This window comes from Brevibacterium aurantiacum, from assembly GCF_900169065.1.
GTDB classification, from domain to species: domain Bacteria; phylum Actinomycetota; class Actinomycetes; order Actinomycetales; family Brevibacteriaceae; genus Brevibacterium; species Brevibacterium aurantiacum.
Genome location: NZ_FXZB01000019.1, coordinates 1 through 26,022, shown reverse-complemented (window position 1 = coordinate 26,022; position 26,022 = coordinate 1). Strand labels below are relative to the sequence as shown.

Annotated in this window: 21 protein-coding genes and 2 pseudogenes; 6 read left to right on the top strand and 17 right to left on the bottom strand. The window is 64.5% G+C overall.

Features of this window, described 5'->3' with window-relative positions:
- Positions 1-19: 19 nt before the first annotated feature.
- Together BAUR9175_RS13590 and BAUR9175_RS13585 are read right to left on the bottom strand one after the other, a co-directional pair.
- Positions 20-703: a GntR family transcriptional regulator gene (locus BAUR9175_RS13590; RefSeq protein ID WP_096145762.1), complete on the bottom strand. Its 684-nt coding sequence runs from the start codon at positions 701-703 to the stop codon at positions 20-22.
- Entirely contained in the window at positions 700-2,505 is a 1,806-nt protein-coding gene (locus BAUR9175_RS13585) for a gamma-glutamyltransferase family protein (protein WP_101584123.1), read from the bottom strand. Before BAUR9175_RS13585 ends, BAUR9175_RS13590 begins: the two co-directional genes overlap by 4 nt.
- A 147-nt stretch (positions 2,506-2,652) precedes the next feature.
- On the opposite strand from BAUR9175_RS13585, the gene BAUR9175_RS13580 reads away from it, so the two are divergent.
- Entirely contained in the window at positions 2,653-3,348 is a 696-nt protein-coding gene (locus tag BAUR9175_RS13580) for a YoaK family protein (RefSeq protein ID WP_101584041.1), read from the top strand.
- 24 nt (positions 3,349-3,372) lie between these two features.
- On the opposite strand, the gene BAUR9175_RS13575 is transcribed toward BAUR9175_RS13580, so the two are convergent.
- The 3 genes from BAUR9175_RS13575 to BAUR9175_RS13565 all read right to left on the bottom strand — a co-directional run bounded on the left by BAUR9175_RS13575 (position 3,373) and on the right by BAUR9175_RS13565 (position 6,741).
- Positions 3,373-4,410, bottom strand: a complete 1,038-nt coding sequence (locus BAUR9175_RS13575; RefSeq protein WP_164513772.1) for an FUSC family protein — start codon at positions 4,408-4,410, stop codon at positions 3,373-3,375.
- A 122-nt stretch (positions 4,411-4,532) separates the two neighbouring features.
- Entirely contained in the window at positions 4,533-5,054 is a 522-nt protein-coding gene (locus BAUR9175_RS13570; RefSeq protein WP_101584038.1) for a MarR family winged helix-turn-helix transcriptional regulator, read from the bottom strand.
- Positions 5,055-5,187: 133 nt separating this feature from the next.
- Positions 5,188-6,741, bottom strand: coding sequence for a M20/M25/M40 family metallo-hydrolase (locus BAUR9175_RS13565; protein WP_101584036.1), 1,554 nt, complete (start codon positions 6,739-6,741; stop codon positions 5,188-5,190).
- 114 nt (positions 6,742-6,855) lie between these two features.
- Between BAUR9175_RS13565 and BAUR9175_RS13560 the strand changes: the two genes are divergently transcribed.
- The 3 genes from BAUR9175_RS13560 to BAUR9175_RS13550 all read left to right on the top strand — a co-directional run bounded on the left by BAUR9175_RS13560 (position 6,856) and on the right by BAUR9175_RS13550 (position 9,656).
- Positions 6,856-7,764 carry a LysR family transcriptional regulator gene (locus BAUR9175_RS13560; protein ID WP_069599216.1) on the top strand — a complete coding sequence of 303 codons (909 nt, stop codon included), beginning with the start codon at positions 6,856-6,858 and terminating at the stop codon, positions 7,762-7,764.
- Between the two features lie 72 nt (positions 7,765-7,836).
- Positions 7,837-8,730: an IclR family transcriptional regulator gene (locus BAUR9175_RS13555; protein WP_101584035.1), complete on the top strand. Its 894-nt coding sequence runs from the start codon at positions 7,837-7,839 to the stop codon at positions 8,728-8,730.
- Positions 8,727-9,656, top strand: coding sequence for a PCC domain-containing protein (locus tag BAUR9175_RS13550; protein WP_101584034.1), 930 nt, complete (start codon positions 8,727-8,729; stop codon positions 9,654-9,656). Before BAUR9175_RS13555 ends, BAUR9175_RS13550 begins: the two co-directional genes overlap by 4 nt.
- Here the strand turns inward: BAUR9175_RS13550 and BAUR9175_RS13545 are convergent.
- From BAUR9175_RS13545 to BAUR9175_RS13495, 11 genes are all read right to left on the bottom strand, one after another.
- Complete coding sequence (locus BAUR9175_RS13545; protein WP_069599214.1) at positions 9,575-10,408, bottom strand: MOSC domain-containing protein; 834 nt, start codon at positions 10,406-10,408, stop codon at positions 9,575-9,577. The genes BAUR9175_RS13550 and BAUR9175_RS13545 overlap by 82 nt on opposite strands.
- Positions 10,405-11,172: an SDR family NAD(P)-dependent oxidoreductase gene (locus BAUR9175_RS13540; RefSeq protein WP_101557342.1), complete on the bottom strand. Its 768-nt coding sequence runs from the start codon at positions 11,170-11,172 to the stop codon at positions 10,405-10,407. Before BAUR9175_RS13540 ends, BAUR9175_RS13545 begins: the two co-directional genes overlap by 4 nt.
- A 53-nt stretch (positions 11,173-11,225) precedes the next feature.
- Positions 11,226-12,812 (bottom strand): TRAP transporter large permease, encoded by a 1,587-nt coding sequence (locus tag BAUR9175_RS13535; protein ID WP_101584032.1) that lies wholly within the window; start codon positions 12,810-12,812, stop codon positions 11,226-11,228.
- A complete protein-coding gene (locus BAUR9175_RS13530) occupies positions 12,809-13,372 on the bottom strand; it encodes a TRAP transporter small permease (protein WP_009882092.1) in 564 nt (187 codons plus the stop codon). Before BAUR9175_RS13530 ends, BAUR9175_RS13535 begins: the two co-directional genes overlap by 4 nt.
- A gap of 1 nt (position 13,373) precedes the next feature.
- Positions 13,374-14,411: a DctP family TRAP transporter solute-binding subunit gene (locus BAUR9175_RS13525; RefSeq protein ID WP_205683607.1), complete on the bottom strand. Its 1,038-nt coding sequence runs from the start codon at positions 14,409-14,411 to the stop codon at positions 13,374-13,376.
- A 124-nt stretch (positions 14,412-14,535) separates the two neighbouring features.
- Positions 14,536-15,387 (bottom strand): SDR family NAD(P)-dependent oxidoreductase, encoded by an 852-nt coding sequence (locus BAUR9175_RS13520; RefSeq protein WP_009882089.1) that lies wholly within the window; start codon positions 15,385-15,387, stop codon positions 14,536-14,538.
- Positions 15,384-17,021: an AMP-binding protein gene (locus tag BAUR9175_RS13515; RefSeq protein WP_009882088.1), complete on the bottom strand. Its 1,638-nt coding sequence runs from the start codon at positions 17,019-17,021 to the stop codon at positions 15,384-15,386. The genes BAUR9175_RS13520 and BAUR9175_RS13515 overlap by 4 nt, the downstream gene beginning before the upstream one ends.
- Positions 17,021-18,184, bottom strand: coding sequence for a thiolase domain-containing protein (locus BAUR9175_RS13510; protein WP_009882087.1), 1,164 nt, complete (start codon positions 18,182-18,184; stop codon positions 17,021-17,023). Before BAUR9175_RS13510 ends, BAUR9175_RS13515 begins: the two co-directional genes overlap by 1 nt.
- A 263-nt stretch (positions 18,185-18,447) precedes the next feature.
- Complete coding sequence (locus tag BAUR9175_RS13505) at positions 18,448-20,997, bottom strand: GcvT family protein (RefSeq protein ID WP_096145774.1); 2,550 nt, start codon at positions 20,995-20,997, stop codon at positions 18,448-18,450.
- 101 nt (positions 20,998-21,098) lie between these two features.
- On the bottom strand, positions 21,099-22,610 hold the full coding sequence (locus tag BAUR9175_RS13500; RefSeq protein ID WP_101584031.1) for an iron-sulfur cluster-binding domain-containing protein: 1,512 nt from the start codon (positions 22,608-22,610) through the stop codon (positions 21,099-21,101).
- Positions 22,607-23,911: an aromatic ring-hydroxylating oxygenase subunit alpha gene (locus BAUR9175_RS13495; protein WP_101584029.1), complete on the bottom strand. Its 1,305-nt coding sequence runs from the start codon at positions 23,909-23,911 to the stop codon at positions 22,607-22,609. Before BAUR9175_RS13495 ends, BAUR9175_RS13500 begins: the two co-directional genes overlap by 4 nt.
- A gap of 133 nt (positions 23,912-24,044) precedes the next feature.
- Between BAUR9175_RS13495 and BAUR9175_RS13490 the strand changes: the two genes are divergently transcribed.
- Both BAUR9175_RS13490 and BAUR9175_RS13485 read left to right on the top strand, forming a co-directional pair.
- On the top strand, positions 24,045-24,986 hold the full coding sequence (locus BAUR9175_RS13490; protein ID WP_101584027.1) for a LysR family transcriptional regulator: 942 nt from the start codon (positions 24,045-24,047) through the stop codon (positions 24,984-24,986).
- Positions 24,987-25,202: 216 nt separating this feature from the next.
- Positions 25,203-25,919 (top strand): annotated as a pseudogene (locus BAUR9175_RS13485) (alcohol dehydrogenase catalytic domain-containing protein); the annotation flags it as partial.
- Here BAUR9175_RS13485 and BAUR9175_RS19730 read toward each other — a convergent pair.
- Positions 25,912-26,022: pseudogene (locus BAUR9175_RS19730) on the bottom strand (IS5/IS1182 family transposase); the annotation flags it as partial. The pseudogenes BAUR9175_RS13485 and BAUR9175_RS19730 overlap by 8 nt on opposite strands.

The window sequence follows — 26,022 nt, the reverse complement described above, 5'->3', positions numbered from 1 at the left end:
CGTTTCTGCGACCGCTTCGCTAGTTCACCTTCTCGGCCATCATGGTGAAGTACGAGTCGCGACTGCGGCGCACGTGCTGGCCCATCACCTCGGCAGCCTTCGTCTCTTGCCCGGCGTCGATGGCGGCGATGATGTCGCGGTGCTCGGGCCAGGCCTGCGGGCCGCGGCGGGTGACGTTGAGTGAGTAGAGCCATTCGATCTTGCCCGAGATCTGGCGCAGCAGGCTGACGAAGGAGAGGCTGCCGCTGAGTTCGGCGATGGCGAAGTGGAAGCGCATGTTGAGCACCGCGAGGTCGTCGTAGCGCTCCTCCCCGATGACGATGTCACCGGCGTCGAGGATCTCGTTGATCTCCTTGCGGATCGTCCGCCACCGCTCGTCGGGAACCTCACCGTTGCTCTGCTGCGCTGCGCGCTTCGCCGCTCGTTTAGCGGTCGCGGATTCTAAGACGATGCGGATCTCGAACAGATCCTCGGCGTCCTCGACCGGTGATGGGGCGACCATGCTGCCGCTGTAGGGCCGTGATTCGACGAGCCCTTCGGATTCGAGGGAGCGCAGCGCCTCTCGAATCGGGATCCGTGAGACGTCGTACTGCTTGGCCAGGGCCGCTTCGCGGAGCTTGCCGCCGGGCGGGTGCACGCCTTTGATGATGTCGTGGCGGATCTTCGCGCCGACCGCGATGCTGTTCGAAGTCTGGTTCGTCATCGTCCCGCCGCATATCCCTGGGCACCGCGCGGGTTCGCCCCTGCGGTGACTCGGCCGGTGGCCGGATCGCGGGTCACACAGGAGAGCCTGCCCAGTTCCCAGTCGCCAGCTTTGGTCACCACGTGGCCGCGCGCGATGAGTCCGTTGATGACGTCCTCGCCGAGGCGGTCCTCGACGACTGCTCCACCCGGCACCCAGGTGCGCGGCCAGAACGACCCCGCCAGAGCGGTCGTGTGCAAGGCAGGCGCGTCGATCGCCTGCTGCGGTGCGTATCCGCCGATGAGCATGCGCAGGATGAGCAGCAGCTGCCACTGTTCCTGCTGGTCACCGCCTGGTGATCCAAGTGCGATGACCGGTTGCCCGTCCTTCGAGATCAGGGTCGGAGTCAGTGTGGTGCGGGGGCGCTTGCCCGGGGTCAGCGCCGAGGGCGCAGTCTGGTCGAGCCACACCATCTGCAGGCGGGTGCCCAAGCAGAATCCGAGTTCCGGGATGACCGGTGAGGACTGCAACCACCCGCCCGAGGGTGTGGCCGAGATGATGTTTCCCCAGCGGTCGACGACGTCGATGTGGCAGGTGTCGCCGTTGTTGACGCCGTTCTTCTGCACGGTGGGTTCGCCGATGCCGGCCTTGGCCATGGCATCTTTGTCCGCGCCTTCGAGCATGAGCGGCGGGGTGAAGGTCGGGACAGCCCCTGTCCGATCAGCACCGGGTCGGAATTCGAGTGAGGCCTCCTCGGTGATGAGTTCGCGACGGCTGGCCGCATAGTCGTCGCTGAGCAGCCAGTCGAGGTCGACGTCTGCGTCACCGTAGTAGGTGTCGCGGTCGGCCATCGCCAGCTTGAGTGCTTCGAGGATCTTGTGCGCACCGATCTCTGTCGAGGGATCGAGTCGCTCATCGTCGAATCCGTCGAGGATCTTCAGAGTCTGCAGCAGCACAGGGCCCTGACCCCAGGCCCCGATCTTCGCAATCGAATAGCCGTGGAAGTCGATCGTCACCGGATCTTCGAAGTGCGCGTCGAATCCGGCGAAGTCTTCTGCCGTCATCACACCTGCGTGGTCACCGCCGGTCGAGTGCCGGTGCGGAGTCGAGATGAACTGTGCGACCGCCTCGGCGACGAAGCCGGACTTCCATTCCTGACGTGCCGCGGCAACTCTGGCTGCGCGACCTTCCGCCTCCTCACCTGCACTGATGAGCCTCCGCAGGACCTCGGCATAGGGACGGTTGAACACGAGGTCACCGGTTTTCGGGATCTGTCCCTCCGGCATCCACTGGGCTGCGGATGTGGGCCAGTGTTCGGTGAACAGTTCTTGGACTCGTTCGATGGTTCCAACGACTCGGCCGAGGACGGGGTGGCCGTTCTCGGCATAGTCGATGGCGAAGTCGAGGACATCGGCAAGTTCCCAGGTGCCGTGGTGTTCGAGCAGGTTGAGCCAGGCGTCGACGGCCCCGGGGACTGCGGCTGCGAGCGCTCCGGCCCCGGGGACCATGTCGAGGCCCTCACCGCGGTAGTGGTCGATGGTGGCAGCGGCTGGTGCCGGGCCTTGGCCCATCATGATCTGCGGATTCGCGGGGTCTTCGGCGGTGGCGAAGACGCCTGTCATGTCACCGCCGGGGCCGTTGAGATGAGGTTCGACGACGTGGAGGAGGAAGGCTCCTGCCACGGCCGCGTCGAAGGCGTTGCCGCCACGTTCTAGCACAGCCTGCGAGGCAGCAGTCGCCAGCCAATGTGTGGAGGTGGCCATTCCGAAATGGCCTTCCAGGGTGGGTCGAGTGGTGAAGGCAGCCGGTGGAACGAATGGCATGATGCCGCCCCTTCTTCGGGTGAGATCGAGGTGCGATCCGAAACTGATCGTTTGCATACAATCTAGTCACTCTTTATCGTTTTGGATACAAACACCTCAGATTTTTCTGATCCCGAGCTCACCGCTGTGCTCGATGAAAGGGACGCAATGACACGTCGACTCGATCTGGCAATGCTGCTCGTATTGACATTCTCAACCGGAATGGTCGATGCGATCGGCTACCTGGGCTTCGACAAGGTCTTCACCGGAAACATGACGGGCAACGTCGTCATCCTCGGCATGGGGCTGGCCGGAGCCGAGGACACTCCCGTCCTGCGACCAGCCCTGGCTCTCGTCTTCTTCATGGTGGGTGCGGCCCTCGGCGGGCGCGTCCTCGGCCGGATCGGCGAGGAATGGCACATGCGCACCACCATCATCTTCGCCGGAGTGGCGATCGGCTGTGCAGGTCTGGCCGTCTATGTCGCGCTCGTGCCCAACCCCGAGCTGGGGCTGGCCGGAACCATCTTCACCTCGGTGCTCTCGGCCCTCATGGGTGCACAGGCCGCTGCGGCACGGCGGATGAAGATCGCCGACGTCACCACCGTCGTGGTCACCTCGACGATCGTCGGCTTGGCATCGGATTCGCGGCTGGCCGGCGGCGACAGCGTCCGCTGGATCCGCCGCGCCCTGGCCGTCCTTCTCATCCTCATCGGCGCCATCGCCGGTGCTGCCACGCTGATGATCAATCAGTGGATCGGCATCGCCCTCGTGGCCGCGGCGATCGCCGTCGTGACCGTCATCGGTCATCGTGGGGCAAAGAAGCGGACCCTCGCCGAGGCGGCCGCCTCCCCCGTGCACGCCTGATGCTTCCAGCCGCGCCCGGGAGGCTCAGTTCGTCTGAGTCTGCCTCAGACTCCGCTCCTGCGCCCGCTGTTTGCGTGTGGTGAGCAGGATGACGAAGAAGGCGATGACCGCGCCCATGGTCGTCTCCAGGGCACGATCAGCGACGAGAGTGCCGGTGGGCCCAGGAGCTACGAATTCGGTCATCATCAGTGCGACTGGGGTCATGAAGACGAGTGCGATGCTGTAGTGGCTGATGACGAATACCTCACCGGCGAACTGGAGGGCGGCGATCAGGAACGCGAGCCCCAGCGGCGGCCACTGGATGGTGAGTAGGGCAGCGGTGAGCAGGACGCCGGCGTAGGTGCCGATGATGCGATAGACGGCACGGACCAATCCGCCCGAGGCTCCGACAGCAGAGATCGGGGCCGCGGCTGCGACCATGGCCCAGTAGTGGTGCCCCAGGCCGGACATCACTCCGATGGACCCGGCCAACCCCAGAGCCACAACGTAGCGACCGGCTTGCGCGTAGATCCGCGACCAGGCCGGAAGCGGCGCTTCGGCCAGCTGGCGATCTGGTTCGGTCCGGCGCGCCCAGAGCCGGCCCATGAAGCCGAGCACGAGGGCGACGCCGACGCTGGCGACGCCGGTCAGTGCGGCTTCCCAGAGCTGTCCTTCAAAGGGGACGGAGGCGGTGGCCATGAAGGCGAAGATGTAGAAGAGCGGTCCCGACGGGCGCAGTCTGAGGACATCGGCGACGATCGATAAGACGCCGGCGATGAGGGTGCCGATCCCCACGAGCGCCCAGCCGTTGATGCCGAAGCCGCCGCTGATGACGCCGCCGACGATGCTCAGGCTCATGAGGATTCCTGCGAACGTCTGGTGCTTGAGCCGCAGCCAGTGGGGTTCGACGCGACCGAAGACACCGGTCAGGGCACCGAAGACCGCGAAGATGGTGAGGTCGGTCCGCCCCATGAGGACGAGGATGATGAGTGGGATGCCGATGCCCGCCGCGACCCGCAGGGCAGGGGTGCGGTGTCCGCGTGGGGATGGGATGCGGAAGAAGTCGCGGGCATAGGTCTTCACAGTTCTCGGGTGCCTCCTGGGCTGAAGTGCTGGTCGCGCCGGTACGGATCCTGCTGGGTACCGGCGGTGCTGGGTACTAGTGGCGCTGAGTGCTACTGGTGCTGAAGTGAGTGCGTGGGCGTCTAGCTGCTCGCGGTGTCTGCTTCGATGCTGATGAGAAGATCGCGCAGGCTGCCTGCAAGCTGTTCCTGAGACTCGAGGCCGAGGTCGGCCAGCAGCCGGTTTTCGAAGCCGAGTACGGATTCGAGGATCGGACGCAACAGGTCCCATGCCGTGTCGGTCAGTTGCACGAGCGAACCTCTGCCGTCTGCCGGGTCCGGGATACGGGAGACCAGACCGGCACTGCCGAGGCGCTTGAGGCGCTTGGTCACGCCGGCGCCGGAGATGATCAGCTCCGTTGACACTCGCGTCGGTGACAGCGTGCCGCCATGTCGTGCCAGCAGGGAGATGACGTCGAATTCCCCACGGGTCACGCCTTGGGCGGCGAGGACCTCGTCGCTTCGGACCTGGACGACCTGTGCAATGCGGGCAATCCGGCCCATGACGGCGACCATCGACGTGTCGAGGTCGGGGAAGATCGTCTCCCACTGGCCGCGCACCTCGGCGATGTAATCGTTCGGGGAGTCCGCTGCATCGTCACTCATGCCTGCCTCGCCCCCGTTTCCTCGTCACGTGTTCTGTTCACTGGTCGGCGTGAATGCCGACATCAATATACTTTACCAGTTAAGTATATTGAGAGCGATGGGTTTTCTGATGAGCCTCATCACGCCCAAGGGGCTACCTCACGTCGCCTGGGGCAGGGTCAGTCGAGCGTTCGCCAGCCTCAGTCCTGGTGCTCTTCGACGTGAACCAGCCATCGGGGTTCTGCCTCATGTCCCAGAACATTCCAGCCATGATCTCCGCACCCTGCTCAAGGATCGAGGTCAGGGCGTGTTCATCAGGGGCGTGCTGATTGCATCCTGGGTAGGAGTGCGGCACCCACACGGTCGGCAGACCCAGCACCTCGGCGAAGACGTCATTGGGGATGGTGCCACCCAGGTTCGGTTCGATCGCGGCCTCGAGCCCGGTCGTCTGCTTGATCGACGCTGCGGCGGCTGCGACGACGCGGGCGTTCGGGTCGAGCCGAGTCGCCGGCATGCAGTGCCCGACGACGACATCGACCCCGTGGATCCCCTGACTCTCCAGATGCGCCCGCACTTTGTCCTCGAAGTCGTCGACGTCGGTGCCGACGACGTACCTCAGCTGCATGTGCGCTTCGGCCTTCCCCGGGATCGCATTGACCACCTGGGCAGGATTGCCGGCGTCGAGGGCGAGGACCTCGATGACGTTGAAGGCGAAGACCTTCTCCGCCGAGGTGAGCCCGGGCTCGCCCCAATCGGGATCGATCTCGGGTGATCCAATTTCGACCACCTCTGGCGGCTTCGCAACGGCCTCGAGCACCGAAGCGGGTGGATCGTCGGGGCGCAGGGCGGGAATCCTGATGACACCGTTGCCATCGACGAGGGCGTTGATGGCCGCGGCGAGGACGGTCGCGGAGTTGCGCAGCTTCCCACCCCAGTTGCCCGAATGATGGTCGCCATCGCGATCGTGGACGACGAGCGTGAACCCCAACGCCCCTCGGGAGCCGAGGAAGAGCGTCGGGTATTCGGCGGCGATCCGGGGACCGTCGGAGGCGAGGAAGAGATCGGCGTCGAGTTCTGCCGTGTGTGCGGCGGCGAATGCCTTGAGTCCGAGAGAACCCGCTTCTTCGGCGGTCTCCATGAGGATCTTCACGTTATAGCCCAGCGTTCCAGCCTCAACGTCACTGACGGCACTGCCCCCGTCGCCGTCGCCGCCGTCGCCGTCGCCGACTTCGCCGCCCAGTGTCTCGAGAACAGTCTTCAGCGCCAGGGAATTCACCGTGTGTTGACCTTTGTTGTCGGCGCTGCCGCGTCCGTAGAGGCGGTCGCCGTCGCGGGTGAGAACCCAGGGGTCGAGGCCCTCAGACCATTGCGAGTCGTGGGCGAACTGCACGTCGCCGTGGCCGTAGAGGAGGACGGTCGGCAGATCCGGGTCCTCAATCCGTGCCGCGATGAGCAGAGGGTGCTCAGCGGACTCCGGGTTGTCGTGGATCGTCGTCGCAAAGCCCAGTGCCGCGAGCTCGGGGGCGACCTCCTCGGCGAGGTAGGCATGTGCGGCCGCGCCGTTGCCCGGCGCCTGACTTTCGGTGCGGCGGGCAACTCGGGCAGCCAGCAGATCGAAGAAGGCCTGACTGCGGACGAACTCGCCCGCAGCCTGGGTGACGGTCTTACGTGTCGTGTCGCGGTTGCCGGAGCTGTGATCTGAGGTCATAGATGAAGAGTGTCGCAGTCCGGCCCAGATTGGAAGACCGATTCGTCCATACACCGGTGCGATTCTTGCAAGGTGACTGTGCATAATATGCACCACCTTTAGTAGCATGATGGCATGACCGACCTGCGCAGCCTCAAGACCCTGTTGGCAGTTGTCGAATATGGCTCCATCCACCTCGCCGCGCGAGCTCTGTTTGTCTCCCATTCGACCGCCAGTCGCCAGATCAAAACATTTGAGGAGCATTACGGTACGACGCTGTTCGATCGCTCGGCGAGCGGAGTCGTTCCCACTGGTCAGGGCCTGGCTCTCGCAGATTTCGCACGGCGGATGATCGCAGAATCCGAGCTTCTCTCCGACTCATTCGGCAACTATTCCCGCGCGGTCGAGACCATCACTATCGTCACCAGCACCGGGCTCGGCCAGACCGTCGTCGCCGACGCCATCAACGATGTCATGACCACCACTGACAGGGTGCAGGTCTCGATCATCGACACCACGTCGCTCGAGGCTGTCCAAGTGCTCAAGAACCGGCAGGCAGACCTGTGCGTGAACTTCTCCGTCCCCGGCCATGATCTCGTCTCGGTTCCCGGTGTCCGGCGGATCAATCATGCCCCGTCTCGGAATTTCGCGGTCTTCGACAAGAAGCACCCGCTTTCCCAGAGAGCCACCGTCCGCGTCCGTGACCTCATCGACTTCCCAATCGCCACGCTGCCGTCGGGCAACAGTGCCCGGATCAGGATCGAACAGGCTGTCCGCGCTCAGGGACAGGTGTTCTCACCGACGATCGAAGCCACCTGCCCCGTGCTCACGATGAGAGCCATCGCCGGAACGACGATGGTCGCGATGATGGCCGAGCGGACGATCCCGGACAATCTCGCCGAGGCGGGCTGCACTGCCGTGGAACTCGACGACCCCGGCCTCGACGACCGTTCCATCCAGATCCTCGCCGCCGATCCGCTGCGGGAGTCAGACGGTCTCGACATGATGATCAAATCCCTGCGCAGGAGTTTGGCACTGCAGTAGTCCACCCCATCGGCGGTCCACATCGTGGATCCGGATTCTGGCTTCCACCGGCAGCAACCGATAATTGTCAGCATGGGCAATGAAGCGCAGACACACGATCTCGACCGAATGAAGATGCGCGGGCGGATCATGCGCCGCTCCGCATCATTCAACGTCGCTCACGCCGTCGACGACCTGGGGCCGGGCACTGGAGCCCAAAGCATCCAACGGGCCCTATCCCTTCTGGGCCTGGTCGGCATCATCAGCAGCGAGAACTCCAACGGTGCGCCCCTCAGCGAGATTGTGGCGATCAGCGGTCGCCCCAAGGCCAGCGTGCATCGCATGCTCAACGCCCTCATCGCCATGGGATACGTCGAACGATGCGAGGACGGCGGCTACCGCCTCGGCGTGCAGTCCCAGATCATGGGACAGCTGGCCCAGAAATCCGCCGACCCCGCACTCGAGGAATCAGAATCGAGTCTGCTCAGGCTCGCCGAGCTCACCCAGGACACTGCCTTCCTCACGATGCGCACCGGCAGCTACTCGATCTGCGCCCGCCGCGAGGACGGCTTCGGCCCGATCTTCAACAACGCGCTGGCCGTGGGTGATCGCCACCCCTTGGGCATCGGCGCCGGAAGTCTTGCCATCATGACCCAATTCACCGACGCCGAGGTGGATGCCACCTTCGATGCCAACTCAAGAATCTTCGCGGACCGTTACCCCGAAGTCTCGGTGCCCAGGCTCAAGGAGATCATAAGCCGGGGCCGTCGTGACGGGTTCGTCCACAATCCCGGGCTCTTCGCTCAGGGATCCTGGGCGATCGGCGTGCCGGTCAGGGTCAAGGGCAGGAAACCGCGCGCGGCACTGTCGATCGCCAGCATCGAGGAGCGCATGACAGGGGCTCGCGTGTTCGAACTCGCCGAGCTGCTCCAGCACGAAGCTCGCCAGATCGCCGAGGCCGTAGCAAGCACGGAGGATGAGTCGTGACGGAATCTGGCTTTCGCCTCGGCGAGCCTGGTGACGTCGTCATCCATGCCGGGCCCCGACTGAGTCCGCGAATCGTCTCGGTGCCGACTCGTCATGCAGAGCATCTTGTCGATCTCGTCGCAGGTGATGACCTCTTCGACTCCGTGACCGTCCTCCTGGAGACACTCGACGTCTCCGGGCTGATGGTGGAGTTCCTTGACGGCGAGTTCGGTCGGATCAACTATGTCTACCCGGCCTATGGGCCCGATGCCGAACACCCCATGTCCTTCACCACCGAGTTCCGCCACGAGGGGCCAGCTGTGCTGCGCCATGCCTCGGCGACGGTGGGTACGAAGAACGGGGAACCATTCGCTCATATCCATGCTTCTTGGTTGACCGAGGAGGGTCTGGCCGAGCGCGGTCATCTGCTGCCCGGCACGCTCGTCGGGCCAAAGGGCATGCGCCTGCGCGTCTTCGCTCTCGCCGATGCGCAGCAGCTCAGCGAGACCGATCGGGAGACCGGGTTCTTCGCGTTCGCACCGACTGCGCGGCACTCCCCCGCCACCGAATCGGCTCAAGAGCCAGAGTCGGCGTCTGCATCGGCGTCGACCGATGCCGTCATTTCCCGCGTCCGTCCCGGCGAGCTCATCGATGAGGCGATCGTGGCCATCTGCCGTGAGGCCGGCTTCGATTCCGCCGAGGTACGGGCCAGTCTCGGCAGCACCACCGGCGCCGTGTTCCTTGATGGAACCGCACCGTGGCCAGCCGTCGAGTTCACTCACCTGACAGGATCAGTCCGTGGAGCCCTGGGTGACGACGCGAAGGTAAGGCTCGAGGCGGAAGTCGTCGATGTTGACGGTGAGGTTCACGCAGGACGGTTGGCTATCGGGGCGAACCCTGTGGCCGTGACCTTCGAGCTCCTCGTCCTGCCGACGACCTGTCCATAGACCCCGAAATGGGGTTCACCGGCCTCATTTCTGGGCCGGTAGGCGGCAAGTGACTTCAGCAGTCGCGAACCGCGCGCGCCGGTGACGGGGTGCAGATCCATGACCGCGCAGCGTGGGATCGGTCCTCCGACCCGAATGCGACTCTCGCCGAATGTCATCTCGCGGCCGTTCCACGTCTCCTCTTGATAGGGGACGTCCGTCTCGACGAGCAGTGTCGCTCTGAACCTTGCCGCTTCGGCAAGCAGATCAGGATGCCCAACTCTCTCGCCGAGATCACGAATCGAGGCTGTGGTCACGATCGTGATCGGCTCCCCGAAGACGACGTCTCCGCGTGGCACATGAGCCAGTCGCACGGGCTTGCCCAGCCAGGCTGACAGCAGCGCATCGTGGGGACCCTGGGTCAGCTCCGCCTCGACGGGTCTGCTCCAGTAGTCGCAGGTCAGCACCTCACCTGATGGCTCCGGTACGGCGCAGACCGAGCGTCCATCAGGCAGTGTGACCTCCAGTTGGGCACCGTGAAGCGCTGCCGCAACCGCGACCAGCGACGGGTGCTGCACGGTCCTCAGGACCTGTCGTGTCTCGGTGTCGACGAGGCAGTAGCGCCGGTCCCCGACGGGCCCGTGCTCATCGAATGAGGCCGCCGGCTGCGACTGGTGCCTGGCCCCCTTGATCGGGGTGAACCCGATGGAGCGGACGTCGAGGACGTCGTCCGGGCGCGAGTCTCCTGACGATGGTGTAGCCGATGAGCTCACGACATCACTGCCCCACCGTCGATGCGCAGGATCTGGCCGGTGGTGAAGGCCGCGCCATCGCTGGCGAGGTAGGCGACCGCCTCGGCGATCTCTGCCGGTGTGCCCATGCGATCCAGCGCCTGGTTCGAAGTGTCGTAGTCCTGACCTGCGGTCAGGGCGGATTCGACCGGGCCCGGTGCCACCGAGTTGCAGCGAATTCCCTGCCGCCCGTACTCCTTGGCCACCCACTTCGTCAGCGCGATGATCCCGCCCTTGCTCGCCGCATACGCCGGTCCCGAACGCGCACCAGCATCACCATCAGACATGGCGCCGCCGTTGATGCCCGAGATCGAGGAGATGTTGACGATCGACCCACTCCCGGCGTTGATCATATGCGGGTGGACTGCAGCCTTGATGAAGTTGAACGTCCCGCCGAGGTTGGTGTCCAGATCACGCTGCCACTGCTCGGCAGTGATCTCATCGATCCCGATGCGGACCGCGGTGCCGGCGTTGTTGACGAGGATGTCGATCCCACCGGAGGACTGAGCGAAGGATCCCACGGCTGCGGTGACCGCCTCGGCGTCGCGGACATCGAGTTCGTACCCGGTGAAGGTCTGTTCGGGAAACTGCTTCGCCAGACTCTCGGCAGCCGCCTCGGCGCCCTTGAGATCAACGATCCCGACCGAGGCTCCGCGCCTGGCCAGCGAAGTCGCGATGGCCAGGCCGATGCCCTGGGCGGCGCCTGTGACCAGGGCGGATTTGTTCGTCAGCAGATAGGGTTCCATGGTTCTCCTTGAAGAGCAGAGAGACAGATCGGGTGGTGTCGTGGACTACGGATCTAGCCGACACCCAGGAGGTCGGGCAGCCAGTTCGAGATCGCCGGGATGTAGGTAATGAGCAGCAGGGCGATGATCGCGCAGATGAGGAACGGCATGACTCCGCGCACCACTTCTTCGAGCCTGACCTTGCCGATGCCGGCCCCGACGTAGAGGTTGAGTCCCACGGGCGGGGTGAACAGGCCGATGGCGAGGTTGACGGTCATGAACACACCGATCGTCGTCATGTCCACGCCGACTTCGAGCAGGATGGGCACGAGAATCGGGATGAACAGGTAGAACGCGCTGATCGCGTCGACGAAGGCGCCGACGATGAGCAGGATGATCGTGATCACCGCGAGGATGAGGAACCTATTGTCCGTGACCCCGAGCACCGCGGCCGACACGGTGTCGGCGATGCCTTCGACGGTGATGACGTAGGAGAAGAGGCTGGCCACACCGACGATGAACATGATGACGGCAGTCGAGACTCCCGATTCGAGGAACACCTTCGGCAGGTCGGGCAGCTTGAATTCGCGGTAGACGAAGAGTCCCACCAGCAGAGCGAACACGGAAGCCACAGCACCCGCCTCGGTGGGAGTGAAGATTCCGCCGTAGATGCCGCCGAGGATGATGACGGGAATGAGCAGACCCGGAATGGCCTTGACAAGGGCGGCGAGGAACTCGCCGAAGCTGCCCTCGGCGTGCGCACCCGTGCCGGACTTGATGCCCGTACCGTCTCCGGTCGTCACCCCGGATCCCGCCGAGGTGGCCGGACCGTTCGTCGAACTCGACGTTCCAGCTGTGCCGGCCTTGAGCAGCCGAGTCTTCGTCGCACCGCTTCCTGCCGCCGTCGACGACGAAGATGCCGTCGAGGACCCAGCGGTCGATGTCGAGGATACGACCGCCTCGGCGCCGTTGGTGGCCCCTGGAGCGGTGCCCGTGGCCAGCAGTCCCGTGTTCCGCTTCGTTCCCTGGCCCGATTTCACAGGCAGGCCCGCCAGTTCGCGGACGCGGGGGACGAAGAGCGCGGCGATGAAGAACGCCACGGCCATGATGACACCGGGCACGATGCCGGCGATGAAGAGTCGGGTGATCGAGATCGACCCGAACTCCGAGGCGACGACGGCGAAGATGATGAACGCGATCGAGGGTGGAACCACGATGCCCATCGAGCCCGAGGCCGCGACGAGGGAAACGGCGTGCTTCTTCTGGTATCCGTTGCGGATCAGTGCGGGGATGAGGATCGCACCGATCGCGGCCACCGTGGCCGGTCCGGATCCGGAGATCGCGGAGAAGAAGAACGCGGAGATGATCGTGACCGCGGCCAGGCCGTGGCTGAAGCGACCGAAGACTAAGAACGCGAGGTCGACGAGGCGCTGGGAGATGCCCGTGTACTGCATGACGATGCCGGCGAGGACGAAGAACGGAATCGCCAGCAGCGTGCCCGAACTCATCGACGGGAACATCACCGAGGGCACCACGTCGAGGACCTGAAGTCCGTCGGTGGTGATGAGGACGGTGACGGCGGAGAGACCGAGCGCGAACGCCACGGGGATACCCAGGGCGAGGAACAGGAAGAAGCTTCCGAACAGCAGCAGCGTGATCATTTGCGGCCTCCCTGACGGTCGGTGGTGTGGGTTTTCAGCTCTGCTTCGTCGATGACGGGTGCGGCTTCTTGCGCCATGCGCTCAGCGACCGCCTCGGCGGAGGTGTCCTCATGCAGCGATACCCGAGCCGCCTGCAGCGTGCGGATGATGCCGAGCAGCCCGGCCAGCGGGATGGACAGGGTGAACAGCCACTGCGGGATGCCCAGCGACGGGGTCGCACGACCGCGAACCATCTGGTGGATCATCATCTCGCTGCCCCAGAAGAGGAGGACGGCGAGGAAGACGATCATCAGGGCCGCGCCGATGATGATGAGGGATCTGCGGATTGCCGGCTTCGCGTTCTCCACCAGGTAGCTGAACCCCAGGTGAGCGCCGAGGCGGATACCCACGACCGCACCCATCATCGTGAGCACGACGAGGAGGTTGATCGTGATCTCCTCACTGAAAGCCAGCGAGGCCTGGAAGGTGAAGCGGGAGACGACGTTGACGAAGGTGACGAGCACGATCACCATGAACGAGGCGATGACCACCCAGTCTTCGAACCATTTGACGATTTTCATCTCAGAGTCCTTCCGGAATGAACGCTTCGGACATGTCCTGGCCCCAGATCTTGCGGTACTCGGCGTACAGCGGTTCCAGGGTGGTGCGGAACTCGTCCTTCTCGGCCTCGGTGAGTTCGTTGACCTCCATGCCGCCGTCCTTGAGTTCCTTGATCAGCTTCTCCTCGCCGTCCCGGTTCTTCTTGATCTGGAACTCGTTGGCGTCATCGGCCAGACGGCTCACGAGCTCTTGGTCCTCGGCGTCGAGGGAGTCGAAGAGGTCCTCGTTGACTCCGAGGACCAGCGGGTCGTAGGAGTAGTTCCACAGGGTCAGGTAGGGCTGGACCTCCTGCAGGTTCGAGGAGTAGATGACGTCGATCGGGTTCTCCTGGCCGTCGATGGCCCCCTGCTGCAGTGCGGTGAACACCTCACCGAAGGGCATCGTCGTCGGGTTGGAGCCCAGCGACCGGTAGAGGTCGGTGTAGAGACCGAATCCGGGGATGCGGAACTTGAGACCGTGAAGGTCCTCCGGGGTGTGGATCGGGTGGTGAGTGTTCGTGAGCTGACGCATTCCCGATTCGCCGAAGCCCAGAAGGTGGACACCGTGTTCGGACAGATAGTCGGCGTAGACGTCACCACCCTTGCCCGCCAATGCCTCTTGGCCTTCTTCAACGGAGTCGAAGATGAAGGGGGCGGTGACGGTGCCGAAGCGCGGGTCGACGCCCGCGTAGATGATCGGCGAGTTGTAGGAGAAGTCCTTCGCCCCGTCCATGAGCTGTTCGACGCCTGCGGTGGCCTCACCGGCGGAGAGTCGTTCGTTGCCGAAGACCTTCAGGGTGATGCGCCCGTTAGTCTCCTCTTCAAGGTCCTTGGCGAACTTCTCGGCCGCTAAGTACCAGGTGCTCGTCGAGCCGACGGTTACGGTCATCTTCCACCGGTAGCGCTGCTTCCCGTCCTCGGTCGTGCCGAAGTTCGTTCCGCAGCCGCTGATCAGCAGGACGAGCGTGACCAGCACGGCGAACCACGCAAGCATGGTCCCCTTCGTCGGTGTTGTCGGCACCCTTGCCTCCATCATTGAGTTGTTCCTGTCTGTCTTCATCGTCGCGACTGCTTCGTCACGGCTGGTTCTGTAAGTCTGTTCGGGCCCGCGCTCTGATCAGATCATCACTCTCAGGTCTTCGGGGTCAGGTCTTCGGGGTTCCGGCGAAGTGGACGAGTCCACCATCGACCGGGATGAGCGTGGAGTTGATGTAGCTCGAGTCTTCCGAAGCGAGGAACACTGCGAGTTTCGCAATGTCCTCAGGCTGGCCCATCTTTCCCGTTGGGGAGAGTGCGTGCCTGGCGGAGAGCATGTCCTCGACCGAGTCGTAGTGGCCGCTGATCGAGTTGTGGATCAGTGGTGTCTCGATGAGTCCCGGAGCGATCGAGTTCGCGCGAATGCCTTCGGACGCGTACTGGGCGCCGATGACCTTCGTGAGTTCGATGAGGCCTGCCTTCGACGCCGCATAGGCCGGATAGTCATAGCCCATGTAGCGCATTCCGCCCACCGAGGAGACCGTGATGATCGACCCGCAGCCGGCCCTGCGCATGTAGGGCAGCGCCTGCTTCATCGCGGCGAATGCCCCGGTGAGGTTGATGTCGAGGGCCTTCGAAAACGCCGTGGTCTCCAGGGAGTCGAGTCCGCCGTTGACGACGATGCCGACGTTGTAATGGAGCACCGTGGGTTCGCCGAGGCTGGACGCGCAGTGGTCGAAGGCCGCGGACAGGGAGTCCTCGTCCCCGACATCGGCGACGACCGTGGTCACCCGTGAGTCCAAGTCGCCGACAGGATCGGCCTCGCCGAGGTTGTCCGACGTCGCATGAGTGGACCCGAGCGCCCCACGTGCGTGCTCGAGGGCCGCCGCGTCCCGGTCGACGATGCAGACCTTTGCGCCGGCGGCGAGGAAGGCCTTTGCCGCGGCGAAGCCGTTGTTGACCTGCCCATCGGGGGTGCCGCAGCCGATGGCCATGATGACCGTGTCCGTGAGATCGCTCATCTCGCGCTTCCTCGTCCTTGAGAATATTCGGCCTTGAGTTCCTTGCGCGCCAGCTTCCCGTAGGCGGTGACGGGCATCGCGTCGACGAAGTGGATCTCCTTGGGCACCTTGTACGCCGCGAGCGTGGACTTGCACAGCGCACGCAGTCGCTCACTCGCTGTCCCGCTTTCACCGGTGGTCGACGCCTCGCTGCCTACCTCGGCATTGCCGGTCGCCGGTTCGATGATCGCGATTCCGATCTCTCCCCACTGCGCATCTGGCACACCGACGACAACGGCCTGGGCCACCTCGGCGTCGGTGAGGAGGAGTTCCTCGATCTCACGCGGGTACACGTTCGACCCACCGGAGATGTACATATCGGACTTCCGCCCGGTGAGGAACAGGAAGCCGCGCTTGTCGAGGTAGCCGACGTCGCCGGTGTGGAAGACGCCATGGGCGAAGGATTCGGCGTTGGCATCGGCGCGTCCGAGGTAGCCGGCGCAGACGGTGGGTCCGGCCACGCAGACCTCACCCTGCTCACCGGGAGCCACTTCGTTGCCCGCCTCGTCGAGGATGATGATGTCGACGCCGGTGCGGGCTCGACCGCAGGTGCCGATGCCGGCGGAATCGACGGGAATCGTCCCGTGCTCTTCGGGACGAAGCACGGTGATCGCACCGGTCACCTCGGCGAGGCCGAAGTACTGCACCAGGCAGGGCCCGAGGCGTTCCAGGGCTCGGGACTGGTCGGTCGCGAGCATCGGGGCACCAGCGTAGACGACGCGGTTGAGACTGTGATCGGCGGGCCCACGATCAGCCGGGTAGCCGGCGACGATGCGGTTGAGGATGGTCGGCACGGTGAAGGCGTTGGTGATCCGGTAGCCGTCGATCGAGTCCCACAGAGTGCTCGGATCAACTTTGCCACCAGGGTGGATGACCGAAGGGGTACCGCCGAAGACCTGGGCGAGCATATGGATCCCCGCCCCGTGTGAGAGCGGCGCGAGCACGAGTGAGGCCCCGTTCTCGTCCTCGACGGGGAAGAGATCGCAACGATGATTCATCAGCACCGCGCCGAGGTGGCGGTGCGTGAACGTCGCCGCCTTCGGTTTGCCCGTGGATCCGGAGGTGAAGAAGTACCAGCAGGGGTCGTCCTCCTCGACCGCGAAGTCTCCGCTGCCCGCGTTCGAGTCGGCCTCGTTCGGCAGTTCCCCGATCCACAGCACGGGCCCTGTGAACCCGGTCTGCTGGAGTGCCTCGACGAAGTCGGCGTGGGCACGGTCGACGATGATCGCTGCCGGGGCGACATCGGCGCTGATGCTCAGCAGTTCCTCGGTCGAGAGTGCGGCGTTGGGTGGGGCGATGACCGCGCCGGCACGGATGATGCCCCAGAAGGACTGGATCACCTCGGCGTGGTTGGCCGAGACGAGAAGGACGCTGTCGCGCCTGCCCACTCCCCCAGCTTGGAGGGTCAGTGCCAGCGCCTCGGCACGATCGTCGAGTTCGCGCCAGGTCCAACGCACCGAGTGATCGTCGTCGATGACGGCGGTGTGGTCGGGGATCCGACGCGCTGTCTGGGTGAGGAAGCGGGAGACATTGACCCCGCGCCGAGGTGTGGGCGTGAAGTCCTTGGCCGGTGAGGTTTGGGAGATGGCCCGCATCAGTGCGCGCGCTCGAGGATCGAGGCGAAGTTGGACACGGCGGCTCCGCCCATGTTGAAGACCCCGGCCAGCTCCGGATCCTGGATCTGGATGCCTGGTGAGCGACCCGTGAGCTGGGCTGCGGCGAGCGCGTGCATGGAGACTCCGGTGGCGCCGATCGGGTGACCCTTGGCCTTGAGTCCGCCCGAGGCGTTGACGGGGAGCCTGCCACCGACGGCGGTAGTGCCCTCGGTCAGGAGACGGTGGCCCTGGCCGGGTTCGGCGAGTCCGAAGGCCTCGTATTCGAGGAGTTCGGCGATGGTGAAGCAGTCGTGAGTCTCAAGCAGGTCGAGGTCGTAGATGCCGATTCCGGCGGCGTCGAGTGCCTGGGCCATCGCGCGGCGGGCGCCTGCCATCTCCAGGGGGTCGCGCTGGGACAGGGGAAGGACGTCGTTGGCGTTGCCCATGCCGCGCCAGGTTACTGCCTGTGGGGCCGAGGCGGCGACATCCTCGGCGGCCATGACCAAGGCGACGGCCCCGTCGGAGACCATCGAACAGTCGGTGCGGCGCAGCGGTTCGGCAACGTAGGGGTTCTTCTCCGAGACCGTGTTGCAGAAGTCGAAGCCGAGGTCCTTCTGCATGTGGGCCAGCGGATTCTGGGAGCCGTTGGCGTGATTCTTCGCCGCGATCCGCGCCAGAGTTTCCGAGTGGTCGCCGTAGCGGTCGAAGTATTGGCGCGCGATCTCGCCGAAGACTCCGGCGAAGGACTTGAAGTGCTCTTCCTCTTCCCGGTAGCTGGCACTGAGCAGGACCTCGTTGACGTCGTGACCCGATGCCTGGGTCATGCGTTCGGCCCCGATGACCAGGGCTGTCTTGTGCCGGCCGGCGGCGATGGAGTCGTGGGCGGAGAAGACAGCGGTGGAGCCGGTGGCACAGGCATTCTCGTGCCGGTGGGCTGGTGTAAGGGACAGCTCGGGGAAGACGACTCCGGGAAGTGCTGCCTCGAAGCCCTGCTTGGACAGACCGTTGTTGTAGACGCCGACGTGGATGACGTCGATGTCGGACGGCTCGAGGCCCGCATCGGCGATGGCATCGCGTGCAACGTCGCCCATCATCTCGGGAAGAGGCGATTCGGAGCGTCCGAACTTTCCGTGGGACCAACCGATAATCGCAGGCTTGGGCATGGACACTCCTTTGAGTCCTCCACCGAGGTGGGGCAGTCGACAGTAACTCCTGCTGTCATACTTTCGTCAGTCCCAGTTATTGGTCAACACGAATCCACCATATGGAACGAGGAGTGTGGGCCCAACTGCGCCGAATCGAGAAAACAGGTGTACGACAAGCCACCCATTCCCGCCAACGCCGGAGCGCCGAGGCACCTGTGCGTACGCAGTGGTCCCGGCGCTCCGGCGTTGTGCCGGTAACTGTGGAGTGGCAGTAGGCGCCCTCACCCCTTCAAACGTGTCATCTCCGGGTCGAAGATCGGCTCGGCAGTGACTGTCGCTGGCAGTCTGCGTCCCAGGTATTCGATCTCGACTCCGTCACCGACACCGAGACTGTTCGGCAGCCAGGCGTAGGCGATGGTCTGCCCGATCGAGTATCCATAGGCCGCCGAGGTGACATAGCCGTCGGCCTTCCCCGATCCATTCCCAGCGTGACCAGCAACCCCAGAGACAGCACCCCCAGCCATGTACACAGGCTCCTTCCCCAGCACGACATCTTCAGGTCGATCAAGCGTCAGACACGTCAGCTTCGTCGTCGCCGCAGCTGCCCGAGCCTCCAGCGCGGCCTTCCCTTTGAAGTCATCAGTCTTCGAGGCCTTGACCGCGAAGCCGAGACCGGCCTGCACGGGCTCGTGCTCGCTGGTCATGTCGGAGCCGAAGGACCGGAAACCTTCCTCCAGCCGCAGCGAGTTGAAGGCCTCACGTCCGGCTGCGATGAGCCCGTATTCCTGACCTGCCTCCCAGAGCACGTCCCAGAGGCGATGTCCCAGATCCGCCGAGGTGTAGAGCTCCCACCCGAGTTCGCCGACATAGGACAGGCGCATCGCGGTGACGGGGACTCCGCCGATGGTGATCGATTTGGTGCGGAAATACTTGAGCCCGGCATCGCTGAGGTCGTCGTTGCTGACCTGGCCGATGACCTCACGAGCCAGTGGCCCCCAGAGTCCGATGCAGCAGGTGCCCTGCGTGGTCTCACGCACGGTCGCCCACTTGCTCGGGTCCGCCGCAGACTGTTCCCGGGCAGCCCGTGAAATCACCGCGAAGTCGATGTTCGAGTTCGCTCCCACCTGATAGGTCTGCTCGTCAAGGATCGCGACGGTGATGTCGCTGGTGATGCCGCCTTCCTCATCGAGCAGCAGGGTGTAGCTGACCGCACCGGGTTTGCGCAGCATCGACGAAGTGGTCAGGCCGTGGAGCAGTTCGCCGGCACCAGGCCCTTTGACCTCGAAGCGCTTGAGCGCCGTCATGTCGTACATGGCGACATTCGTCCGCGTCTTCCATGCCTCGACCGCCGCGATCGGCGAATGGAACAGATCCGCCCACCCCTCACGCTTCGGTGCCTTCCACTCCTCCGGCAGCTCATCGAGCAGGCCGGCGTTGACCTCGTACCAGTGCGGGCGCTCCCAGCCGTTGGTCTCGAGGAAGAATGCCCCGAGCTCCTTCTGCCGGTCGTTGAAGGGGCTGAGTCGCACATCCCGAGGCGAAACCCGAGGTTGCAGCGGATGGATGACGTCGTAGATCTCGACGAAGTTCTGCTGCGAGGTCTCGCTGACGTATTCGGGTGTCGTCAGTGCGTCCTCGAAGCGGTTGAGGTCGATTCCGGACAGGTCAGTGTTCGAGCGCCCCAGGGCGATGAGTTCGGCAACGGCCTTGGCGATGCCGGCACCGTGGGTGACCCAGACCGCCTCGGCGACGAAGAATCCGTCGACCTCACGGGACTGCCCCACGAGCGAACCACCGTCGGGAGTGAAGGAGAAGATGCCGTTGAACCCGCGCTGAATCTGAGTCTGGCGCAGCTCGGGCAGCAGCTCCTGAGTGGCTTCCCATTCGCGGGCGAAGTCCTCCGGGGTGAAGTCCAGGCTCGAAGGCATGACCTCGTCGGTGATCTCATCGGGCGAATAGGTGCGCAGGGTGTCGAGATCGACGGGCATCGGGCGGTGGGCGTAGGAGCCGATGCCGATCCGGTCTCCCCATTCGCGGTAGTACAGGTCCTTGTCCTGGTAGCGCAGGATGGGCGCCGAGGCTCCGGCTGGCGCTTCGTTCTTGCCGACCAGGCTGGGTACCTCGGTCGTCCAGGCGAACTGGTGGCCCAACGGCAGCAGCGGGATCGTGGTGCCGACCATCTCACCGATGCTCGGGCCCCAGAATCCGGCGCAGGAGACGACGATGTCGGCCGGGATCCGGTCCTCACCGGCGAGGACTGCGGTGACCTTGCCGCCGGACTGTTCGATGCCGGTGACGGTGGTGCGGTCGCGGAATTCGACCCCGGCGGCCCGGGCCCGGTCCATGACCAGCTGTGTGCCGCGGGCGGCGAGCGCCAGCCCGTCACCGGGGGTCAGCAGTCCGCCGAGGACCTTGTCGGGGTTGAGCATCGGGAACAGTCGCAGGCATTCCTTCGCATCGACGACCTCGGCGTCGACACCCCAGGACCGGTTCCACCCGGCACGACGGTGCAGGTCTTGCAGCCGATCTTCCTGGGTCGCGATTTCCAGGCCGCCGACGGGCAGGAACGAGCCGCGGCCATCGGGACCAGTGAGCGAGGTGAGCTTCTCGATCGTGTACTGCGCGAACTCGGTCATCGACTTCGAGCCGTTGGAGGAGAAGACCAGGCCGGGTGCGTGCGAGGTCGAGCCGCCGGGGATACTCAAGGGTCCCTGTTCGAGGACGAGGGTGTTGGTCCAACCCAGCTGGGCGAGTTCGTCCGCGAGGTTAGCTCCGACGATGCCGGCCCCGATGATGACCACGCGAGGTGAAGATGGTGAGGAAATCGGCACTGTGTACTCCTTTGTGTTGCAGTGAAAATCAGCGTTGGGTGCTTCAGTTGTGCTGGCGCGAATGGTGCGGTCGGAGCGGGCGGCGAGCCCTCCCCCTCGGGTCAGGCGTCGATGACCAGGTCGCTCGTCGCCGTTGAACAGCAAGGAAGGAACTTCCCGGCATCGATTTCGCGTGCGCGGATGCCGCCCTGATGGTTCATGTCGACCTCCCCGTCGAGCTTGACGACCTTGCACGAACCGCACATGCCCTCTTGGCAGTTCGCCCCGATCTTCACACCGGCACGACGCGCGGCGTCGAGGACGAATTCCTCCGAATCCACGCGGACGTTGAGTCCGGTGCGCACAAAGGACATCAGGTGCTCGCCTTCGCCCACGGTAGCGAAGGTCGACGGGTCGACAAACGTGACTTCGTCACCTGAAGCCTCATCGTCCGTCGCCGAGGCGGGCGCCGGTGCGGTCTCGACAGTGGAGTCGGGCCCGGTGTCCGTTTCAGGCTCGATCCCGGCCACGACCACTTCGACGTCCGGCTCGACCGGGACTTCGGCCAGGGCGTCGACGGCCTCGATCGGCGAAGCGGTGGCCTCGACGGGTCCGTCGACCGTGTATTCGGGCTCGTACATCTCCAGAGCCGCAGGCTGCGCTTCGTAGTATTCCTCGCTGGCCGACGCGATCTCCTCGGCGATCTCACCTGCGATCGCGACCTCCTCGGCGTATTCGGCACGGGTGGCACGGTCGCCGGAGACGAACTCCATGAAGATCGAAGTGTCGTCGACGCCGAGCTCGCGCAGACATTCGGTCGCGGTGTTGAGGTAGCCCTCGGGTCCGCACGCGAACACCTGCCGCCCATTGGCATCGGGCACGACTTCCTCAAGCAGCGCGGTGGAGAGTCGACCGGTCTTTCCGACCCATGTGCTGGCGGCACTACCCGACTCCTCACCCCGCGCACGGTCCCCCAAGGTGTAGATGACCTCGATGCGGAAGTCGGCCTTCTGCAGGAATTCGAGCTCCTCGGCGAAGGCGAAGCGATCCGGCGCTGAGCCGTGATAGAGGAGAACCACGTCGGCCTGGCCGGGCAGGGAATGGATCGTGCGCACCATCGACATCAGCGGGGTGATGCCGGCTCCGGCAGCGAGCAGCAGGTAGCGGGCTCGCCGATCGTAGTCTGCCAAGTGGAATGCTCCCACCGGGCCCAGCATCTCAAGCACGGCGCCGACCCGAAGGGACTCATGCGCCCACCTCGAGACGAGCCCTTTCGGGTCGCGTTTGATCGTGATGGAGAACGTCCACGGTTCGGTCGGCGCACTCGAGATCGAGTAGCTGCGAGATACCGGTTCGGCGCCTGGGCCATGCACCGGGAAGTCGATGTTGATGTACTGACCGGACCGGAATGCCAGTGGGGCACCGTCCATCCGACGGAAGACGAAGACCATCATGTCGCCCGCCTCGGGGATGGTCTCCACACACTCAGCAGAGAACTCCTGCGGGTGCCACGGTCCCAGCGCCGTGGCGGCACCGGCGGGTCCTGTCGTGCTGGAGAGCACCCGGTTCCATGGCATCTCGAGGCCCCGGATCCGCTGCGCCAGCGGAGTCATGGGGTCGGCGAGGCGCTTCATCCCACGTGCTCCCGCATCCGCGTCACGTACCAGTTGATGAAGGCCTCGACCTGGTATTCGCTCTTCATGTACGGGCCCTGCTCGTAGAACGGACTCGTCGCCCCCTGCTGGCAGAGCTCGACGAAGTTCTTGTCCTGCAGGTTCGTCTGCTTCCACGTGTGCGTCAGCGTCTCGAGATCGTAGTCGACGCCCTCCACCGCATCGTCGGCGACGAGCCAGGTGGTGCGCACCAGCGTCTGGTGCGCGTTGATCGGGAGCACGGTGAAGGTCACCACATGATCGCCGAGGAGGTGGAACCAGCTGTTGGGCTGCAGGTGCATGGAACAGCGCCCCAGACGAAAATCGGGAAGATCGCCGAGGAGCTTCTTCGACAGCCGTCGGCCGTCGGCTGAGAACGACTCCCCCTGACCGTCGAGTGATTCGCGCGAGATCCGGATCCCGGCGATGCGGGTGTCGAGTTCCTCGACGACCTCGTAGGGCAATCCGTAGCGTCGGCACCGGTATTCCAGTGCGGCTTGGGCCTGCTGGTTGCGGTCCCAGACGTCCTCGAGATGGGGTGGGATCGTCTCATCGGTCAGTCCCCAGGTCGGGAACAGGGCGCAGGCGAGCTCGGGGTGACCATCGCAGTGGTAGCACTCGCGGTTGTTCTCCATCACGAGTTTCCAGTTGGCCTCCTCGATGATGTTCTGCTGGTAGGCGACCTTCGTCTTCGCCAGCTCATGAGGAGCGACATAGGGTTCGAAGACCGCTGCGGTGTCGTCGAAGTCTGCTGGAGGTTCCTCGGCCAGGCACAGGAAGACAAGACCCGCGGCGATCTTCCCGTGGGCACGCTTGAGTGAATAGCAGGCCTTGTCGAATTCCATCTCACCCGGCGCCGAGGCGTGGATGAGGTGTCCGTCGGGCGAATAGGTCCACGAATGGTAGCCGCAGACCAGGTTGCCGGTGGTTCCGGTGTCCTCGGTGAGGACACGAGCGCCACGGTGGCGGCACACATTGTGGAGGACGTTGACTCCGCCGTCGTCAGTGCGCAGAACGATGAGGGAGTAGGGGCCGTAGTCGAGCGTGACGTAGTCCCCGGGCTCGGGGATCTCCGCGACGCTGCAGGCGAAGACCCAGTTCTGCCCGAAGATCGCCTGCATATCTAGATTGAAGAGATGATCATCGGTGTAGAACGGCGCTTCGAGGGAGAAGCCGGTGCGGCGGGTGTCGAGGAGACGTCTAACCTCGTCGAGCCTCTCCTCGCTGAAGCCGGCAGGGAAACCCTTCAATGTCGGCGCCAGATTCACTGCGGTCAATTCCATCTCCCTTGATGTGCGCTGCACCACGATCCGTGCTGTCACAGACGACATTAGCGAGAACAACACTGCAGGAAAAGCGCGAGATTCTAACTAGATATGTGCGGTTTATCTGCATTATCGGAGGCACAATGGAGCCATGATCGATCCGCGTCTCATCACGCTGCGCACATTCGCCGCCTGCGGCACCGTTGCCGCCACTGCCGAGCTGACCGGCTACTCGCCCTCCGCGGTCTCCGGTCAGCTGCGCGAGCTCCAGCACTCGCTGGGAATGACGCTGCTCGTCAAGGATGGCCGCGGGCTGCGCCTGACGGCGAGCGGGCGGTACCTGGTGCGCCGCTCCGACGCACTCATGGCCGAATGGGAAGACATCCGCGCGGCGTCACTGACTGCAGGAGACCAGGCCCCCTCACAGTTCGGCATCGGCGGATTCTCCACCGCCTCGTCGAACCTGCTGGCCCCACTGGCCGCGCAGCTGCGCGAGGCCCATTCCGACGTCGGAGTCCACGTCATCGAAGCCAGCCCCACGCGCTGTTTCGAGCTCCTCGTCGCCGAACGCATCGACTTGGCCGTGGTGGTTGCGATGCAGGGTGAGGTCCAGGTCGAGGAGGACCCTCGTTTCGAGAAGATCGACCTCCTCGACGATCCTCTCGACGTCATGGTCCACTCGGACCATGCCGTCGCCGAGCGCGACTCGGTCTCACTGGCAGAACTCGCTGGGGAGGAATGGATCAGCGCCGGGCCCGGATCGCCGTATCACGCACTGTTCGTTGCGGCCTTCACCGCCGCCGGCGTCACCCCGACCGTCGCCCACGAGACTATTGAGTGGGAGACCTCCGCGGCACTCGTCGGCGCGGGAGTCGGAGTCAGCCTCATCCCTCGCCTGGCGAGCTCGCTCGGCGAGGCGAATGTGACCCGCGTTCGCCTCAGCGGTTCCGGACGGCTGAGTCGGAAGATCATCGCCGCCGTCCGGGCAGGCAGCCGAGACTCACCGCTCATCAAAGAATCTCTGGCTCATCTGCGAAGGACCTCGCGACACATACTCTCCACCCGCCTCGGCGACACGCCGGCGACGGCCTGACGTGGGTGTCATTCAGCGGACACTGCTGGTCTCAGAGGGCGGGACCGGGCCTATTGACAGAAGTCTCCTGCGACGGCGAGACTGCTCGTAGGTCTGATAAAAGACTGATATTTCAGGAACCGTCGGCGCTTCCTGATCGCCTGTTCGTCTGCTGAGCACGAGACGACGACGCTTCTTGGACATCGACAGCGATGCGATACGAATGGAGACTCAACGATGAGCAACAAGGCAATCAGCTACGCAGGCCCCGGCAAGGTCGAGGTCGTCGACACCGAGTATCCCGAGTTCGTCCTCAAGGACGGACCCGGCGTCCACCCAGCCAATATCGGCCGCAAGGTCGATCACGGCGTCATCCTCAAAACCGTGGCCACGAACATCTGCGGCTCCGACCAGCACATGGTCCGCGGCCGCACCACCGCCCCTGAAGGACTCGTCCTCGGCCACGAGATCACCGGCGAGGTGGTCGAGGTCGGGCGCGATGTCGAGTTCGTCAAGGTCGGCGACCTCGTGTCCGTGCCGTTCAACATCTCCTGCGGTCGCTGCCGGAACTGCATCGAACGCCAGACCGGCATCTGCCTCAACGTCAACCCAGACCGTCCGGGTTCAGCCTACGGCTACGTCGACATGGGCGGCTGGGTCGGCGGTCAGGCCGAATACGTCCTCGTCCCCTACGCCGACTGGAACGTTCTGAAGTTCCCAGACAAGGACCAGGCGATGGAGAAGATCCTCGATCTGGCGATGCTCTCCGACATCTTCCCCACCGGCTTCCACGGTGCGGTCGGCGCCGGAGTCACGATCGGCTCGACAGTCTACGTCGCCGGTGCAGGCCCGGTCGGAATCGCGGCGGCCACCTCGGCGCAACTCCTCGGTGCTTCGGTCGTCATCGTCGGCGATCTCAATGAGGACCGCCTAGGGCATGTCTCCTTTATTGGCGGAGCCATGTCAGGATCGCGCTGATCACGACGGCCGCTCGATAGGTGATGGCGAGCTTGTCGTATCTCGTCGCTAACCCCCGCCATTGCTTGACGTAGGCAAA

What these genes read in the sequence shown, in the direction of transcription:
- BAUR9175_RS13520 (WP_009882089.1), bottom strand. Translation starts at nt 15,387, where the DNA reads ATGAGCGATCTCACGGACACGGTCATCATGGCCATCGGCTGCGGCACC.
- BAUR9175_RS13570 (WP_101584038.1), bottom strand. Translation starts at nt 5,054, where the DNA reads ATGAGTGACGATGCAGCGGACTCCCCGAACGATTACATCGCCGAGGTG.
- BAUR9175_RS13535 (WP_101584032.1), bottom strand. Translation starts at nt 12,812, where the DNA reads ATGATCACGCTGCTGCTGTTCGGAAGCTTCTTCCTGTTCCTCGCCCTG.
- BAUR9175_RS13515 (WP_009882088.1), bottom strand. Translation starts at nt 17,021, where the DNA reads ATGCGGGCCATCTCCCAAACCTCACCGGCCAAGGACTTCACGCCCACA.
- BAUR9175_RS13565 (WP_101584036.1), bottom strand. Translation starts at nt 6,741, where the DNA reads ATGACCTCAGATCACAGCTCCGGCAACCGCGACACGACACGTAAGACC.
- BAUR9175_RS13560 (WP_069599216.1), top strand. Translation starts at nt 6,856, where the DNA reads ATGACCGACCTGCGCAGCCTCAAGACCCTGTTGGCAGTTGTCGAATAT.
- BAUR9175_RS13490 (WP_101584027.1), top strand. Translation starts at nt 24,045, where the DNA reads ATGATCGATCCGCGTCTCATCACGCTGCGCACATTCGCCGCCTGCGGC.
- BAUR9175_RS13495 (WP_101584029.1), bottom strand. Translation starts at nt 23,911, where the DNA reads ATGGAATTGACCGCAGTGAATCTGGCGCCGACATTGAAGGGTTTCCCT.
- BAUR9175_RS13585 (WP_101584123.1), bottom strand. Translation starts at nt 2,505, where the DNA reads ATGCCATTCGTTCCACCGGCTGCCTTCACCACTCGACCCACCCTGGAA.
- BAUR9175_RS13530 (WP_009882092.1), bottom strand. Translation starts at nt 13,372, where the DNA reads ATGAAAATCGTCAAATGGTTCGAAGACTGGGTGGTCATCGCCTCGTTC.
- BAUR9175_RS13580 (WP_101584041.1), top strand. Translation starts at nt 2,653, where the DNA reads ATGACACGTCGACTCGATCTGGCAATGCTGCTCGTATTGACATTCTCA.
- BAUR9175_RS13500 (WP_101584031.1), bottom strand. Translation starts at nt 22,610, where the DNA reads ATGAAGCGCCTCGCCGACCCCATGACTCCGCTGGCGCAGCGGATCCGG.
- BAUR9175_RS13540 (WP_101557342.1), bottom strand. Translation starts at nt 11,172, where the DNA reads ATGGAACCCTATCTGCTGACGAACAAATCCGCCCTGGTCACAGGCGCC.
- BAUR9175_RS13555 (WP_101584035.1), top strand. Translation starts at nt 7,837, where the DNA reads ATGGGCAATGAAGCGCAGACACACGATCTCGACCGAATGAAGATGCGC.
- BAUR9175_RS13510 (WP_009882087.1), bottom strand. Translation starts at nt 18,184, where the DNA reads ATGCCCAAGCCTGCGATTATCGGTTGGTCCCACGGAAAGTTCGGACGC.
- BAUR9175_RS13590 (WP_096145762.1), bottom strand. Translation starts at nt 703, where the DNA reads ATGACGAACCAGACTTCGAACAGCATCGCGGTCGGCGCGAAGATCCGC.